Source organism: Corynebacterium sp. KPL1824 (genome assembly GCF_000478095.1).
In the GTDB taxonomy this organism is placed as follows: Bacteria; Actinomycetota; Actinomycetes; order Mycobacteriales; family Mycobacteriaceae; genus Corynebacterium; species Corynebacterium accolens.
Genome location: NZ_KI515749.1, coordinates 77,235 through 93,660, shown reverse-complemented (window position 1 = coordinate 93,660; position 16,426 = coordinate 77,235). Strand labels below are relative to the sequence as shown.

At 59.2% G+C, this 16,426-nt stretch carries 13 protein-coding genes; 3 read left to right on the top strand and 10 right to left on the bottom strand.

The annotated features are described in order from the left end of the window. The first annotated feature begins 6 nt into the window (after positions 1–6). Both HMPREF1267_RS00405 and HMPREF1267_RS00400 read left to right on the top strand, forming a co-directional pair. Entirely contained in the window at positions 7–855 is an 849-nt protein-coding gene (locus HMPREF1267_RS00405; protein WP_005275982.1) for a ParA family protein, read from the top strand. A 6-nt stretch (positions 856–861) separates the two neighbouring features. Further along, positions 862–1,902, top strand: a complete 1,041-nt coding sequence (locus HMPREF1267_RS00400) for a ParB/RepB/Spo0J family partition protein (protein ID WP_023028028.1) — start codon at positions 862–864, stop codon at positions 1,900–1,902. A 77-nt stretch (positions 1,903–1,979) separates the two neighbouring features. Here HMPREF1267_RS00400 and HMPREF1267_RS00395 read toward each other — a convergent pair whose 3' ends face one another. From HMPREF1267_RS00395 to HMPREF1267_RS00355, 8 genes are all read right to left on the bottom strand, one after another. After that, the gene (locus HMPREF1267_RS00395) at positions 1,980–3,341 is read right to left on the bottom strand and encodes an MFS transporter (RefSeq protein ID WP_023028027.1); all 1,362 of its coding nucleotides are present in this window, start codon (positions 3,339–3,341) and stop codon (positions 1,980–1,982) included. Positions 3,342–3,443: 102 nt separating this feature from the next. Continuing rightward, on the bottom strand, positions 3,444–4,625 hold the full coding sequence (locus HMPREF1267_RS00390) for an N-acetylmuramoyl-L-alanine amidase (RefSeq protein WP_034653713.1): 1,182 nt from the start codon (positions 4,623–4,625) through the stop codon (positions 3,444–3,446). A gap of 83 nt (positions 4,626–4,708) precedes the next feature. Further along, positions 4,709–5,032 carry a thioredoxin gene (gene trxA / locus HMPREF1267_RS00385; RefSeq protein ID WP_023028026.1) on the bottom strand — a complete coding sequence of 108 codons (324 nt, stop codon included), beginning with the start codon at positions 5,030–5,032 and terminating at the stop codon, positions 4,709–4,711. A gap of 7 nt (positions 5,033–5,039) precedes the next feature. Continuing rightward, complete coding sequence (trxB, locus tag HMPREF1267_RS00380) at positions 5,040–5,966, bottom strand: thioredoxin-disulfide reductase (protein ID WP_005275966.1); 927 nt, start codon at positions 5,964–5,966, stop codon at positions 5,040–5,042. A 132-nt stretch (positions 5,967–6,098) separates the two neighbouring features. Beyond that, positions 6,099–6,647 (bottom strand): RNA polymerase sigma factor, encoded by a 549-nt coding sequence (locus tag HMPREF1267_RS00375; protein ID WP_005275963.1) that lies wholly within the window; start codon positions 6,645–6,647, stop codon positions 6,099–6,101. A 93-nt stretch (positions 6,648–6,740) separates the two neighbouring features. Beyond that, positions 6,741–9,260: an aminopeptidase N gene (pepN, locus tag HMPREF1267_RS00370; protein WP_023028025.1), complete on the bottom strand. Its 2,520-nt coding sequence runs from the start codon at positions 9,258–9,260 to the stop codon at positions 6,741–6,743. A gap of 84 nt (positions 9,261–9,344) precedes the next feature. Then, positions 9,345–9,698: a hypothetical protein gene (locus HMPREF1267_RS00365; RefSeq protein WP_023028024.1), complete on the bottom strand. Its 354-nt coding sequence runs from the start codon at positions 9,696–9,698 to the stop codon at positions 9,345–9,347. 364 nt (positions 9,699–10,062) lie between these two features. After that, the gene (locus HMPREF1267_RS00355; RefSeq protein ID WP_005275950.1) at positions 10,063–10,368 is read right to left on the bottom strand and encodes a hypothetical protein; all 306 of its coding nucleotides are present in this window, start codon (positions 10,366–10,368) and stop codon (positions 10,063–10,065) included. 770 nt (positions 10,369–11,138) lie between these two features. On the opposite strand from HMPREF1267_RS00355, the gene galE reads away from it, so the two are divergent. After that, positions 11,139–12,173, top strand: a complete 1,035-nt coding sequence (gene galE, locus HMPREF1267_RS00350) for a UDP-glucose 4-epimerase GalE (RefSeq protein WP_023016396.1) — start codon at positions 11,139–11,141, stop codon at positions 12,171–12,173. Between the two features lie 163 nt (positions 12,174–12,336). Here galE and HMPREF1267_RS00345 read toward each other — a convergent pair whose 3' ends face one another. Together HMPREF1267_RS00345 and murJ are read right to left on the bottom strand one after the other, a co-directional pair. Further along, positions 12,337–12,870, bottom strand: coding sequence for a YceI family protein (locus tag HMPREF1267_RS00345; protein WP_005275938.1), 534 nt, complete (start codon positions 12,868–12,870; stop codon positions 12,337–12,339). A 111-nt stretch (positions 12,871–12,981) separates the two neighbouring features. Next, complete coding sequence (murJ, locus tag HMPREF1267_RS00340) at positions 12,982–16,419, bottom strand: murein biosynthesis integral membrane protein MurJ (protein ID WP_023028022.1); 3,438 nt, start codon at positions 16,417–16,419, stop codon at positions 12,982–12,984. Positions 16,420–16,426: the final 7 nt, after the last annotated feature.

The following is a 16,426-nucleotide window of genomic DNA, read 5'->3' as shown; positions in this document are numbered from 1 at the left end:
GACGGCATGACTAATCCGCGCCTTATCACCATTGCCAACCAGAAGGGCGGCGTAGGTAAAACCACCTCCGCCGCTAACTTGGCCGCAGCCCTTGCTACTGAAGGCAAGAAGGTATTGGTCATTGACCTTGACCCCCAGGGAAACGCATCGACCGCCATGGGCGCGGAACATAGCTCAGGAACCGATTCCAGCTATGAATTGCTCTTGGGCGATTGCACTGCGGAAAAGGCCATGCAGGCTTCCCCGCATAATTCCAACCTTTATTGCATCCCCGCGACCATCGATCTTGCCGGCGCAGAAATTGAGATGGTCTCCCTCGTCCGCCGCGAGTTTCGGCTTTACGATGCCCTCCATAAAGGGTTCCTAGAAGAACACGGCTTTGAATACGTCTTTATTGATTGCCCGCCATCTTTGGGCTTGCTAACGATCAATGCCATGACGTGTGCGGAGGAAGTCATCATTCCTATCCAGTGCGAGTATTACGCACTGGAGGGCGTGGGCCAATTATTGGGCAATATCACGATGATTCGCGAGCACCTCAATGAAGATCTGCATATCTCTGCGGTGCTCCTTACCATGTATGATGCACGTACACGTTTGGCCGAGGATGTGGCCGATAACGTTCGTGAGCAATTTGGCGCCGTTGTCATGGGCAATGTCATCCCGCGTTCTGTGCGCGTCTCAGAGGCGCCTGGTTACGGGACCACGGTGATTGATTACGCCCCTTCATCCACCGGTGCACGGGCGTATCTTGCGGCGGCTCGCGAGCTCAACAGGCGCGGTGATTATCGCCCGCATCCCACTACGGGGGCGATTGGCGTGAGCCCCGAAATTTATGCGGAATTGGAAGGATAGGATTTCATGGCAGAACAAAAGCAAGGTGGCCTAGGCAAAGGCTTGGCCGCTCTCATCCCGTCCGGCCCCGACGCACCCACCCGCAAGCCACGGCTGGGTGATTCCGCCGCAGATATTATTCTGGGAAACTCCACGGGAAGTAGCGAGCGCAAGGCACGCGGTGAGAAGCGCGTAAAGGGCGCTCCCACCATTCAACAAGGATCTGCGTCCAAGTCCTCCAAGAAGCGGCAAGCTACGCCGGCAGCAATTGGTGCGACCTACCGCGAGATTTCCGTGGGGGAAATCGTCCCCAACCCCAAGCAGCCGCGCACCGTTTTTGATGAGGATGAGCTCAGCGAGCTGGTTCACTCCATCCGCGAATTCGGCCTCCTGCAGCCGGTCGTCGTTCGTCCCTCCGAGGAGGGCGGATTTGAGCTCATCATGGGTGAGCGCCGTTGGCGCGCCTCCTCCAAGGCTGGCTTGGCCACCATTCCCGCCATCGTGCGCGATACCAAAGATGACAATCTGCTGCGCGATGCCCTGCTGGAAAACATCCACCGCGTCCAACTCAATCCTTTGGAAGAGGCACACGCCTATCAGCAGCTTTTGGAAGAGTTCGGCGTTACCCAGAACGAACTAGCGGACCGCATTGGCCGCTCCCGTCCGCAGGTGACCAACATGCTTCGCCTGCTGCGGTTGCCGGTGGATGTGCAAAAGCGAGTCGCCGCAGGCACCCTCTCGGCTGGTCACGCCCGCGCTATCTTGGGCCTCGATGACAAGGAAGCGATGGACTACATCGCGGACCGGGTTATTTCGGAGGGCTTGTCCGTGCGCGCCACCGAGGAAGCCGTGACGCTGTATAAGCGCGACGGGAAGCCTGCGGAGAATAAGAAGAAGTCCCAGGTACCGCAGCCGCAATTTTTCACCGACTCGGCCGAGCGCCTCTCGGATCGCTTCGATACCAAGGTCACCGTGACCATGGGCAAGCGCAAGGGCAAGATGGTCGTAGAATTCGGCGACCAAGAAGATTTCGAGCGCATCATGGCGCTGATGGAGCGGGATAAATAACTGCTTCCGCCGCGGCGTTCCCCAGGCGCGCCAGCTGAATCCTCAAAGTAAGTGCCCTCCTCTTCAGATCGAGGGCACTATTTCTTAGAAAAGATGAAGTGGCCCTTGGCTTGTTCTTCCTCGTATTCGGCGCCAAGCGGAATGCCCTTGCGCTCGCGCAGGAGTAGGGCCGCAATAAATCCGACGATGCTTGCGGAGACAAGATAGACGGATACCGCAAAGGTCGTGCCCGTTGCTTCTACCAATGCTGCGGCGATCATCGGGGCGAAGGCGCCGCCGAGGACGGAGCCGATGGCATAGGTAATCGATACGCCCGAGGCACGGATGGATGCGGGGAAAAGCTCGGTATACATGGCAGATTGCGCACCGTAGGTTAAGCCGAGGCCTACCGTCAGGAAAATGAGGGCGGCATACAGCAATCCTAGGGACGCTGTATTTACCAGCGGGAAAAGGGCCGCTGCGCCGATTGCTTGAATGACAAATCCGATGAGATACGTCGCGCGGCGCCCGATATAATCCGATAACCAGCCGGCGAAAAGGGTAAAGATAAGCCACGTGAAGGCGGATAGGGTGACGGCATTGAGGACATCGCCACGCGCGAGCGAGACCGGGCCCTCGGGGTTGGTGGCGTAATTTTGGATATAGCCACCGGTGGTCATATAGCCCACGGTGCCATTTCCTGCAAAGACTAGGGCCGCGACGAGGACAAGCGGGAAATACCGCTTGAACAAGATACCAATGGGGTTTGCCGCTTCGCGTTTCTTATTATCCGAGATCTCCTGAAAGACCGGTGATTCATCCACGCCGACGCGGACCGCGTAGCCGATGATCACTAGGACGAAGGAGAGCAAGAACGGCACGCGCCAACCCCATTCAAGGAAGGCATCCCCTGGTGCGATGATATTCATGATGGACAGCACGCCAGAGGACATCAGTAGGCCGATGGGGACTCCGACCTGTGGTCCAGCACCGAAGAGGCCGCGCTTATCGTTGGGAGCGTGCTCAACTGCAAGCAGTACCGCGGAACCCCACTCTCCCCCGGCAGAAATGCCTTGAATGATGCGGAGGAAAATCAACAGGATGGGAGCCCATACTCCCGCCGTATCGTAGGTAGGCAGGAGGCCAATCAGTGTGGTGGCCCCGCCCATGGCAAAAAGGGTGACCATGAGAACGAGGCGGCGGCCAAGACGGTCACCGAAATGTCCCGCTAGGAACGCGCCAAGTGGGCGAAAAAGGAAAGATAGGCCCACGGAGGCGAAGGAGACGATACTCGCTACCCCGCCTTCTAAGGGGCCGAACATCACCTGGTTGAATACCAGGCCGGCAACCGCGGCATAGAGAAAGTAGTCGTACCATTCAATCGCGGTTCCGATTGTGGTGGCAGCTACCACGCGGCGGGTTTCTTTTGTGGAAATTGGGGCGGAGGTTGAGCTGCCCATAATGGGAATCCATTCACTGTGTAGTAGTCAATAACTGGACTGATATTACACGGTGGCTCAGCCACAAAAGAATGCTTGCGCCCCAAACCTAGTGAGGAGGGGCTAAGCCTGCTCCGCCTGAAGCAGCTCGGAGAATTTGTAGGTGCCGGTAATGGCGGTGTCTTGCTCCATGAGGTACATGCGCTTGACGGCGATGACGATTGCTTCTGCAATATCATCACGGCGCTTAGGGTTGGTCAGGATTTTGACGTCCTCAGGGTTGGTGAGATAACCCAAAAAGATCTGTACCACCGGCATCTGCGTCAGGCGCAAGAGATCCCAGGTACGGCCATGGTTAGAGCAGTCCTGCAGATCGGTGCGGGCCACGATTTCACGCTGGATGAAGCCAGACAGGGTTTCACCAATGAGTGAGGAGTTTCCGGATTCGGAACCAAAGTAGAACGTGGCTACGCCATGGGCCTTCTCATTGGGGTAAGAATCGCACGCCAAAGAGATGACCATATCGGCATCAAAGGCATTAGCCAGCTCGGCACGGGATTGCACGTCCGCATCATCGGTGCGGGGGCGCGAAATAATGGTCTCCATGCCGGCGGCGATCATGCGGCCTTCGATGCGCTGGGTGAGATCCCATAGAATTTCTTGCTCAGAAATATCACCAAAACGGCCCTTGACCGTGAAGCCAGAGTCCCGGCCACTGAGCGCAGGGTCAATGACCACGCGCTTTCCCGCCAGCTTCGGCCCGGCATTGCGCACGCGCTCGCGTTCTACAATATTGTGCGCCGAACCGCCGGTGATGCGGCGGCCGAGTAAGCTGAGCGCGCGAATGGTCGCGGGCCCACACACGCCGTCTTCCTGCAGCCCGCAGTTGTGCTGGTATTCGGTGAGCGCGGCGTGGGTAGTGCGGCCAAAATGGCCATCGACGCGGTCTTGATAAAACCCAAGCTCTTGCAGTTGCTGCTGCAACTGCGAGATGTCATCGCCCACCAAGGCATTGGTGGGCTCGTAGCTCAATACACGGCTACCCAGGGTATATGAGGCTTGGCGTAACTCGCGCAGGGTGAGATCGTCGATCTCTCCCGTTGGGAGGATGCCGCGCGACTGCTGAAATGCCTTGAGCACTTCAGCGAGATCGGCATCAAAGGTCTTATCAGTCTCGGAGTACTTCTGCTTTTTCCAGGCAGACAGTTCCCCCGTGAAATCTGATAAGAGGCCAAGGCGAGCCAAGGTGGCGCGAGCTTCAGCTACGCGCACACTTGAATCACCAACCCGAAGAACGCGATTCACGCCTTTCACCCCTTCCACGGCCCTAGGACTTTGGGCCGCATGGCAGATTTCCTACTCGTTAACTTTAGTAACAAGATTAACAGCTATAACTGCTTTTTCACTTGCGCCACGATGTCATCTTTAGAACGCAGGCCAACGAACTCATCGACCTTCTCGCCATTGTTGAAAATCAATACATTTGGGATGGACATGATTTGGAACATGGCACCGAGGTTTCGTTCTTCATCGACGTTGACCTTGGCGATGGTGACCTCACCGTCGAGCTCATCTGCGACCTCTTCCAAGATCGGAGACAGCTTCTTGCATGGCCCGCACCATTCCGTCCAGAAGTCTACGACGACGGGTTTATCCGACTCGATGACATCAGAACGGAATGTTTCAGTGGTTACCTTTTTGACGTTACTCATACTGGATCTAACGGTTTGCAGCCAAGAATTGTTCCGCATCCATGGCAGCGCGGCAGCCAGATCCTGCGGCGGTGATGGCCTGCTGATAGTGATCATCTACCAAGTCACCGCAAGCGAAAACGCCAGGCAGGGAGGTCTTAGTGGAGGGCTGATCAACCTCAACGTAGCCGTTATCGTTCAGCTTTACCTGGCCGTTGAGGAAGGACGAGCGCGGATCGTGGCCAATGGCCACGAACATGGCGGTGACATCCAAGGTGGAGGTTTCCCCAGTCTCAACGTCCTTGAGCTCTAGGCCGCCGACCTTGCCGTCATCTTCAAGCACGCGCTCGACAACCTTATTGGTTTCCCACTTAATCTGCTCGTTCTCCTGGGCGCGGTCCAACATGATCTTGGAGGCGCGGAAGTTTTCGGAGCGGTTGACAATGGTGACAGATTCCGCGAACTTGGTCAGGAAGGTAGCTTCCTCCATGGCGGAATCGCCGCCGCCGATGACGGCGATATTGTGTCCCTTGAAGAAGAAGCCATCGCACGTAGCGCAGGTGGAAACACCGCGGCCGGAGAGCTCTTCCTCGCCGGGAATGCCAAGGTGGCGCGGTGCGGCGCCGGTGGCGAGGATTACCGTGCGGGCTTCAAATACCTCATCGCCCACGTGGAGCTTTTTAATATCGCCCTCCAACTCAACGGAGTCGACGACTTCCATGCGCAGATCCGCGCCAAAGCGGATTGACTGTGCGCGCATTTCTTCCATGAGCTCTGGGCCCATGATGCCCTTTTGGAAGCCCGGGTAGTTCTCTACCTCGGTGGTGTTCATTAATTCGCCACCGTATTCAAATCCCTCAAATACAATGGGGCTGAGTTCAGCACGAGCGGCATAAAGCGCGGCGGTATAACCGGCAGGTCCGGAACCTACGATGGCAACATCGTGGACGGTCATTGCTAACTCCCTAAAATCACAGTGTCATTTTGCGTAACGTCAAGAGTCTACCCGCCAGATTGCGAATCGTTCATATTGTAAAGGCTAGCGGCTGCGAAATTGATGCAAGAATGATGCGATATCGAGATGTAGTTAACCGATGGCTTCGCGCAAGACCTCCCGCGCGCGTGCGCGGCGAGATTTAACGGTGCCGGGCTTTACGCCTTGGGCGGTGGCAACTTCGTTGACGCGGAACCCGGCGACATCGGTAAGCATGAGTGCTTCGCGCTGGTCTTGCCTTAAAAGCTCCATGGCCTCGCGGACGACGAGCTGCTCGGCAAGGTTTTCAGATGGGTTATGCGCCAGCAGTGGATTGCGATCATCGGCAAAATCATCGCTATCGAGCGAGGCGTTTTCCCTATTAGCCCGGTGATTTAAATAGTCGTAGCCGGTGTTTTTCACCAGGCGGTGCAGCCACGTGCTTAAGGCCGATTCCCGCCGGTAGTTATGGAGATTGCAGCTGGCGCGCAGGAAGGCTTCTTGCACGACATCCTGCGCGTCGTACTCATTCCTTGTATAACGCCGCGCCACGGTGGTCAGCCGCTTGCGGTGGCGTTCCACGATGGCGGAAAAGGCTTTATTATCCCCCTCGATAAAAGCATCAACTAATTCTTCGTCGCTGTGGTCAGGACTTAATGGCATCTGTAGATTCCCCCCGGATCAACAAGTGTTAAAGCAATTGTGACCCGAGGGGAACTCCGGCGCGAGCCGGCGGCGGTACAGTCTATTGACCGCCTATTGCTGGGCGCGCACGCGCAGGGTGCGGCGCAGGTGATCGCGGCACTCTAGGAGCACGCGGCGCAGCGCACCCGGCAGATCCTTGTGCAGGAGATCCGTGGTGGCGGACTCCGCCATGGAAGATTCCGGGTAGAAGCCGCGGATCAGCCGGTTGGCGATCTCAATGGGGTGATTATCCCAGATGTCTTCGACGCGGCGGAAGAATTCCTCGGCGAATTCTTCTTGTAGTTCCGCCGAGCGCGGGGCGTTGAAGCCGGCCAGCAGGGCATCGACCTCTGCATTGGAATACTCCCCTGGTCTCAGCGCGCTATCGAAGGCGGCTCGCTTGGTCTCCGGCGTGGGGAAGGCGTGGCTAGCGCCCAAAAATTCGGCGGCGCCGGTCAGCGTATTATCGCGCTGCTTTTCTGCTTCCAGCTCATCCAGTGCGACGGCATCGCGGGCGGCAAGGGCGCGCAGGATGGACCAGCGGATCTGAGGATCAAGGCGCAGCCCCTCCACCGTGCCGGCGAGCAAGCCACGCAGGCGGTCGGTACCGGAGGCTTCCGGCGTGGCGGCCAGTGCGGCAATGGCGGTGCGGGCCAGAATGAGCTGCGCATCGGAGCCCGAATCCGCAGCACCGAGTTGTTCCCACAGCGCATCGGCGAACTCGGCGCGCACCTGCTCGCGGCGATCCTGCGCGACATAGTGCTGGATGGCAAAGTGCGCATTGCCGTAGGCGGTGGTCAGCAGCGTGGCATTGGTCTCTGCGGGCGCGTGCTTGGCGACGACCCCCACGTACTCCTCCGCATTCCACTCCCCGTCCCTGGTGAGGTTCCACAGCGAGGTCCAGATGACCGCGCGGCTGAGCCCATCTTGGACCTCGGACAGGTGATCCCGGATGGTATCAAGCGAAGCATCGTCGAAGCGGACCTTGGTGTAGGTGTGGTCGGCATCGTTAAGCAGCAGCAATGCTGGGGCCTTCTCCCCTGCTGCCTGATCGACGATGGTGCGGTGGCCGCCGGCGGGAAGGTCGATGTCGAACTCGCGGTACTTGTTCAAGGAGGCATCAAAAAACGCCACGTTCAGGCGGTGCGGGCGGGTCGTGTCCTCGGCCTCGGCGCTCACCGCGAGCTCGGTGATCTTCTCGCCCTCCGTGTGCAGCTCCGGGGTGAGGGTGTCTGGACCCCAGGTGCGCAGCCATGCTTTTGACCAGGAATCGAGGTCGCGGTCTGTGTGCTTTTTCAGGGCCGCGAGCAGATCATCGAAGGTGGCCGCGGCGAAGGCATGCTCCTGGAAGTAATCCCTTGCACCCGCGTAGAAGTTATCGCGGCCCACATAGTGCACGAGCTGCTTGAGCACCGCCGCGCCCTTGGCATAGGTAATGCCATCGAAGTTCTGGCGCGCGGCATCCACGTCCGGAATCTCGGCCTTGATGGGGTGCGTGGTGGGAAGCTGATCTTGCAGGTAGGCCCAGTTTTTACGCTCGCCGGCGAAGTTGACCCACGCCTCTTCGTAGGCGGTGGCGTGCACGGAGGCATCGGCACCCATGAACTCGGCAAAGGACTCCTTGAGCCAGAGATCGTCCCACCACTGCGGGGTGACAAGATCGCCGAACCACATGTGGGACATCTCGTGCAGAATGGTATTTGCGCGAGAGGCCTTCTGGCTGCGCGTGGCCTTAGAGCGGAAGATATAGCTTTCCGTGAAGGTCACCAGGCCCGGGTTCTCCATCGCACCGAGGTTATATTCCGGCACGAAGATGGAATCGTACTTGCCCCAAGGGTAAGGAAAGCCGAAGTTCTCGTGGAAATAGTCCATGCCCTGCGCGGTAAGCTCCAGGATCTCCTCATCCAAGTACTCAAACATGGAGGCGCGGGCAAAGGCGCGCAGCTGCGCGGAGTGCTCGCCATCCGGCGAAGTCCAGGTGCGCTCCTGATACTTATATGGCCCAGCGGCAAAAGAGGTGAGGTACGTCGAAAGCGGCGGGGTGGGCGCAAAGCGAACCGTAGCATTGTCCCCGTGCTCCTCGCGCTCGGTCTCCGGCTGGTTGGAGAGGATTTGCCAGTCCTTCGGCGCGGTCATGGTGACGTGGAACGGCGCCTTGAGGTCGGGTTGCTCAAAGCAGGGGAAGATGCGGCGGGCATCGGAAGGCTCGAGGTGTGAGTACAGATAGGTCGCGTCATCGGCCTGGTCGTGCATGCGGTGCAAACCCTGGCCCGTGCGCGAGTAGCGCGAGGTGCCACTGACCTCAATCGTCAGCTGCTCCCCTACCGGTAGCCCGTGGAGGCGGATAAGGCTGCCATCAAAGTCGACGTCCCGCGCCTGACCGTTAACCGTTACCTGCTCTACCGATTCTCCCAGGTAGTCCAGGAAAAGCTCGGGCTCGGTGGTGGTGAGCTCGATGCGGCTCGTCGCGCCGAACGTGGGGCTTTCCTTCACCTGAGATAAGTCTAGGTGCAGGTGGTATGCCCGCAGGTCTACTGCTGCAGCGCGCTCCTGAAGCAGCTCGTGCTGGGTTTTATCGCGTTGTGTCGTCATAGTTAGAAACTATAGTTACCGCAGTCGGAGATTTAACGAGAAATTGTATTTGAAATCGATAAATGGAGTGTTGTGCCGCCGGGCTCAGCTCTCACTTTCCCGAGATTTGATAATCGCGATAGCAGCGAAAATAAGGTATACGATCAATGCGCCAGCCGTGGCATAGCCAAACGATGCCATTGCGGAACTTGAAAGGCTCTCTCGGGCTGCAAAGCCCACAGCTGACACAATCCCCGCGGCTATCGCAATGGAATCAACGGCAAGTGGAATCGTCGCCTTATAGTGATGAATCTGCCACGCGGTGACCGCCGTTCCACAAAGCAGGCCAATAATCGCAAATGCATTGTCTTGCATGTACATAGCCCACAGGGACGAGGAGACCGCTAATATCCCCAGAGATGCGTAGGTGATGCCCCGTGAAGTAGTGGCCTTTTTCATGGTGTTCTCCTTGCGTCTCGTCCTGGCAATTCTATCGGTGATTCTTAGGGGAAACCAGTGTTCGTGCTTGGACAATCAAGATCTGCCCGTATATTTGCGTCGGCGCAGATTCATACATTAAATCCACCGGCCTCTGTGAGGTGTACTCAGCGAACACCACCTCGATGTCCTCTGCCGCTGGGAGATCCTTCCCAACTGCAGCGGCGGCAACCGTCTGAGCTTGCTCGCGCTCACGGTCCAGTATCTCCCAGTGAACCTCATCGGCGTCTTCAAGACGCCGATACAACGCCAACTGCTCCTGATACGACTGCCGTTGCTGCGGAGACAGCTGCAGTGGCTCCGCCTGATGCTGCGCCACTGTCAGCTATCGGGCTGCCTGCTCCACGTCCTGCTGTGCCACCGCGGTCTGCTGCCGCGCCTGGGTGACTTTCCGCTGTGCGGTGTGCAGGTCATGCTGCTCGGCCTTCTTCCTCCCGGCACCCTTGAGCCACCCGATCCCGCTGCCGGCAGCCTGCTCCGCATCCCGGGACTGCGCCTCTGCGACCTGGAGCAGTCCGGCACACCGATCGGCCTGCTCCTGGGCGGCCGTGAGTTTTTCGGCGTCCTGCTCGACCTTCCGCAGCGCGGTGGCCTCCTGCTCCAGCGGCTCACTGGCCTGCTTGACCTTCAACTGCAGACCTCAGGACTCACCGGCCAGACGCAGCAGGTGGTCGTCGACCTCCCGCAGCGGACGCTGCGCGTCCGGCCGCGGTGCCGCCACCTGAACCAGCGGCCTGCCGGGCGGCGTAGGCGTCCAGCCGTGCTTCCCGCAACTGACCCCGGTGCTCCATCGCCTCGGCCATCGGTGTGCCGGCGAACGGGTGAACATCCACCGTAAGATCCGTCGACAGTCGATCCATCAACCACCGATCCCAGTTCTTGCCCCACACCGCGTGCGGGGTCACATCTGCCCGCTCCCGGCTGCACGCCGCGACCAGGAGATCCCGCGCGTACTCCACCGACTCTCGCCGGCCCCGGAACCAGCAGCATCGGTAGCATCGACAGTCGTGGACCGGTCGTGACCGGTCTCCGAATCACCCGGCGACGTCTCCGCCAGATACAGCGCATTGACCTTCCTCCCACACCGATCCCTCGGGATCGGCGACCGATTCCATCTTCGGGTACTCGATCACTGAGCAGCTCCGGGCGGCGAAGGCGGGCCAGTCCCGCAGCAGTGGCACCGGTCGGGCTTCTGGACCGACCAGTTCTCCGAGAATGGACCCGGGCGTCGACGGGCCGAGTCTCTAGGACTCCTGCTCGGTTACGAGAGCCTGCCGCGTGGACCTGCCGACCCACTTGCCTCACAGGAAAATATGCTGAGACACAACTCTAGAAGACGCGACCAGATATACTTTTGTCGAGCGCGGCTAAAGGTCGCGGCATTCGACTGAAGGATAATGCATGAAGGTTCTCATCACCGGCGGAGCAGGATACATTGGATCGACCATTGCGGCATGTTGCCAGGACAATGGCATAACGCCCGTCATCTTGGATGATTACAGCAAGGGGCTCAAAGAGTTCTCACGGCCGTATGCAAACTACGAAGGCGATATCGCGGACACCTGCGTAGTGCAGAACATCCTGTCTGAACATCCAGATATCGATTCCGTCATCCACTGTGCGGCGAAAATCGTCGTTCCTGAATCTGTGTCCGCGCCACTCGACTACTATGAGAACAACGTCGCCAAGTCACTGACGCTTTTGCGTGAGCTATCCGGTCTCGGAGTCCGCCGCTTCATTCTTAGCTCGACCGCATCCATGTACGAAGCTGGTGATGACTACATGGTCGACGAGACCGGAGCAGTCGCCCCTCAGAGTCCCTACTCGGCATCCAAATGGATGTTGGAGCGCGTGCTGCGCGATTTCGCTGCCACCGGTGCGATGAACGCGATCGCGTTGCGCTATTTCAATCCGATCGGCGCAGACCCTAGTATGCGTAGTGGCCTCCAGGATCCACATCCGACGCACGCCCTCGGCAAGATGATCGAGGCGTATCGAAGCGGAGGGGTATTCACGGTGACGGGTGTCGATTGGCCCACGCGCGACGGTTCCGGACTTCGTGACTATGTGCATGTCTGGGACCTCGCCCGGGCCCACGTGGCGGCGCTTCAGAACTTCGACGAGGTCATCTCGAGATCCGAGATCGATGGTTTCGATATCATTAATCTCGGAACCGGAACGGGAACAACGGTGTTCGAACTCGCCGACGCGTTCGGGCAAGCGACCGGGAAGCCCCTGAATGTGCAGACAGCTCCTCCGCGGCTCGGTGATGTCGTGGGTTGTGCGACTTTGACCGACAAGGCCGAACAGCTCCTCAGTTGGCAAGCCGAGTTGAGCATCGCAGACGGGGTCAGAGAATCACTAGAGTGGGCAGAAAAACTCCCGTCTGTACTAATTCGCGAACGGTCCACCGCAATGGACGCCGGGGAAGCATGATGGATGTCGTCAACGTCGTTCTGTTTCGGCATTCGCCTCGACCCTCTGAACTCAAGGTCCATGGAAAACGACTAAAGCCCGCGGCCGGGCGGGTACGCGGCGCGGGCTTTAGTGGTTGGTAACCAAAAGGCTGTGAGAGCCCAAGGTTTTCAAAGAAGTGCGATTACTGCTTGATGGCAGAAACCTCGAGCTCGATCTTGATGTCTTCAGAAACAAGGACGCCGCCGGTCTTGAGCGGAGCGTTGAAGTCGATGCCGAAGTCCTTGCGGTTGATCTTGGTCTGCGCCTCGAAGCCCAGGCGGAAGTTGCCGAATGGGTCCTCAGCGGTAGCGACCTCTTCAACCTTGAGGTCGACGGACTTGGTGGTGCCCTTGATGGTGAGGTCACCGGTGACGGTGCCGTTGCCGTCCTCATCAACGTTGACGTTGGTGGTGGTGAAGGAAAGCTCTGGGTACTCCTCCACGTTGAAGAAGTCTTCGTTCTTTACGTGGCCGTCGCGGTCCTCGTTGCCGGTGGAGATGGAAGCAGCCTTGATGGTGGCCTCTGCGGTGGAGTCAGCGATGTTCTCGGCGACGTTGATGGTGCCTTCGAACTCACCGAAGTTGCCGCGCACCTTGGTAACCATAGCGTGCTTGGTAACGAAGCCGATAACGGTGTGCTCTTTGTCGATGGTGTAGGTACCTGCTGCGAGGGACATGATTGTTTCTCCTAACGTTGTTGTTGATGTAACACCAACTACGATACCCGATTGGGAAATTTAGTCAAGCCTTGAAGTAAAAATTCTTTTTCCAGCCCGCTGACCTTGACATTAAGGATGGCCAACAAGCTGGACCTCCCCCAGTGTAACCTCTTTTGACTTAGGCAGTTCCGTGATGACTATGAGCGCGGCATCGAATTGTTGGGGCGTTTCTTTTAGCTCCAGCTCCTCGTTTAAGTGCTTGAACTTTCCTTCCGCCAATTTGGGAAGAGAGCTCAGCTGCGGGTGCTTCGGATCGAAATCGTCTTTATTAACGCCATAGATTTCGTAGTGCGCGCCATTGGACCTGGTGTGGGTCACGGTCATGACAGAAAGGTGGGCCGGGTTATCCAGGGTGACCAAGGCGCCGGAACCGGATTCCTTCGTGGACCAGGTGGTGATCGTCTTGCCATCGATAAGCTGCTCATTATCCTCGCCGTCTGGCACCGTGATGGCGGATGATTCCTTGAGGTGCACCGGCGGGGTTTCCGGGATCATCGTGGAGCCCTGCACGGTTTCAGTAACCGAACTGGTCTTTTCTACATCGCTGAGCAGGGACATCACCCACGTCGTCAGCGCCGCCATGCCTACGACGAAGATGGTGGCGAAAATGCCGATGACCACGACGCCAGAGCCCGAATAACCGCGGCCGCCAAAGCCGGGTTCTTGCTTCGGATCCTCTTCCTGCGTGGGCTCATCTTCAACGACCACGGGGAGGGCCTCGGTCTTTTCTTCCTGCTCTTCCGGGGCGAATTCGCGCAGGCGCTTGGCGATGCCCGCCGAGGTCAGCCCCTCCGCCTCCTGCAGCTCTTCCAGCTTCTCTTCGCGGGTCTCTGCATCCGCGGCATCAAAGGCCAGCCGTGCCTCTTCGAGGCGCTCTGCGGCCTCATCGGCGGTGAGGTTGGCGTCATCGGAAATATCGCGCAGCTTCTTCGGCGATGGTTCGGTGGATTCGACCAGCATGCTTAGCGCGGAGCTGAGGGCCTCGCGGTCGCTTTCTGCAGACGTCCCATCCAGCACCGCGGGGAAGGCAACCTTGACGATGCCGGAGGTGGATACGCGGAAGCGGTCGCGGTGCTCCACGCCGAGGATGAGGCCGGCGTCGTGGGCGGTGGCGGCATCGGCAAACAGCGGCGCGGTAGCGCGGGCGACGGAATTGGGGTCGAGGTTATCTGCCTCTGCCACCTGCTTGAGGGAGGTGCCCTCAAACCAATCCGCCACCACCAGGCAGCCGGTGCGGTAGGACAAAATCTCGATATTATCCGCCATGGTCTCTAGGTTGAGCTCGGCCAAACGCCGCGTATTGCGGGAGATTTCGGCGGAGCGGCGGGCAGAGACCGTGGGCGTCGACGGCGCGATGGGCGCCTGCGTATTGGTATCGACGAACGTCAGCGCCACGAGGCGGCCGGTGGCTTGTTCGCGGGCCTGCCAGAACCGGGCGCCGGATACAGCGCCGTGATCCTGCAGGAGGCGGAAGCGACCGTCCGATACGGGGGCGCCGGGGACCAAGCGCGGGCCGCGGACGATACCGGCGGACATCGGTGGCGGCACCAAGGTGGCGTTGAAGGAATCCTGCGTATAGACCGGCTGGATTTCCTGCAGGTCTGGTTCCTCGACTTCGATGGCCTTGGAATTGTCCACCGTGATGAACCGGGACATTCCCGGGATGCGCTGGAGGGCGCGCGCCAGGTTCTGCACCTCGGGCAGGGAGGACTTGGACAGGACGATTCCGGTGATAATCACAAAGACGATGCCCAGCACGACGACCTTGACCAGCGAGACGATCGAAGGCAGTTGCGCCGGCAAGACCAATTGCATGAGCCAGTACAGCGCCCAGGAGACAACTAGTCCGACCGCGCCGGCACCGGAGGACCAGAGGACCGTCTGGGTCACGGCCTTACCGCCCAGGCTGCCCAGCTTGCGCTTAAGCAGGAAGCCGCCGATGACCGCACCGGAGACAAAGCCAAAACCGTTGGCGGTACCGAGGAGGATGACCACCCGGTCTGGGTTGCTGGTCATCAGTGGTGCCAGCAAGGTCAGCACGATCTTGGTCAGCGTGATGCCGGCAATGATGAAGGTGGGTGTCCACGCCTCTTCCCTGGCGTAGAAAACGCGCAGGTGCAGCAGCACCAACGCATACGGGATCAAGGTAAAGGCGGAAAAACTGATGGTGAGGCCGAGCTGCTCTGCGCTATCTGCGCCATAGGCGCCGTATTGGAATAGCGCGCGGGCGATGGGCACGCCGAAGCCCGTCATGAAAATGACGATGGGGATAAGCGCGATGAAGGTCAGCTTGGTGCCCAAGGTGAGGTCGCGCACCACGGCATCGACATCGCCATCGGCGGCATTGCGCGAAAGCCGCGGCATGATGGCGGTCAACAAGGTCACGCCGATAACGCCGTACGGCACCTGCAGCATCAGCCATGCGTTCTGGTAGACCAGCGGCGCACCGGCATCGGCATACGCCGCCACGCGGGAGGTGACCACGTAACCCAGCTGGGAGATGGCCACATAGGTAATAATGGCCAGCGCCATGCCGCCGAATTGCTTGATGCGGGCATCGAGGCCCCACTTCGGGCGTAGGTTGATGCCGGCCTTTTTCAGGTACGGCACAAGGATCAAGCACTGCACGATCACCGCCGTGGTGGTGCCCAGGCCTAGCAGCATGATGTGTGGATCCGCCACCGGCGTAGGATCGTGCGGGTCGAGGCGGCCTGGCAAGAAGCGATACGCCAGCAGGACGCTGATGGAAATGATGTTATTGACCACCGGCGCCCAGGCACCAGGGCCAAAGATATTCTTGGTATTTAGGACCGCCTGGAAGAGGGCGAAGAGGCCGTAGAACAGGATCTGCGGCAAGAGCAAGAAGGCCAATGATGTTGCCTGTACGGCATTGGCCTTGGAATCTTCAGGCAGCATCATCCTCGTTAAGAATGGCGCGAAGATAACGGAGAGGATGGTAACGATGCCCAGGATGGAAAACGCCAGGGTAAAAAGTCTTCGGACGAAGGTTTCGCCGCGGTCCGAGTCCTCTTTCTCCGCGCGCACCAAGACCGGGACCACTAGTGAGGTCAGCACCGCGCCCAGCACGATTTCGGTGACCAGGTTGGGGATCTGGTTGGCGCTACTGAAGGCCGTACCCACCGTGGCACCAAGGGTGGCGCCGATCAGCATCTGCCGTAGGAAGCCGGTGATGCGCGAGAGCAGCGTGGCGATGGCCATCGTTCCCGTCGCGCGGATGACATCCTGATTGGAGGCCTCGATCTCCGCATTGCGGCCAGTCAGCGCGGACTTATCTTCCTCAGGGGGAACAGTGGTGTTCTGCACTGAGGGGGTGGGCCGCTTTTCTGGTACCGGTGCGGGCGGAGAGGCGCGCACGATGCGGCCGCGCGCGCCGGCGGTAACCGGGACACGGTTTTCTTCCGCATTGGGGGCGGTATCCGTGGGGTCTACCGCGCCTGCAGGTGCCTTCTCCGCGTGGTGGGCCTGGCGGCCATCTTTTTCGGTCATAGAGGAT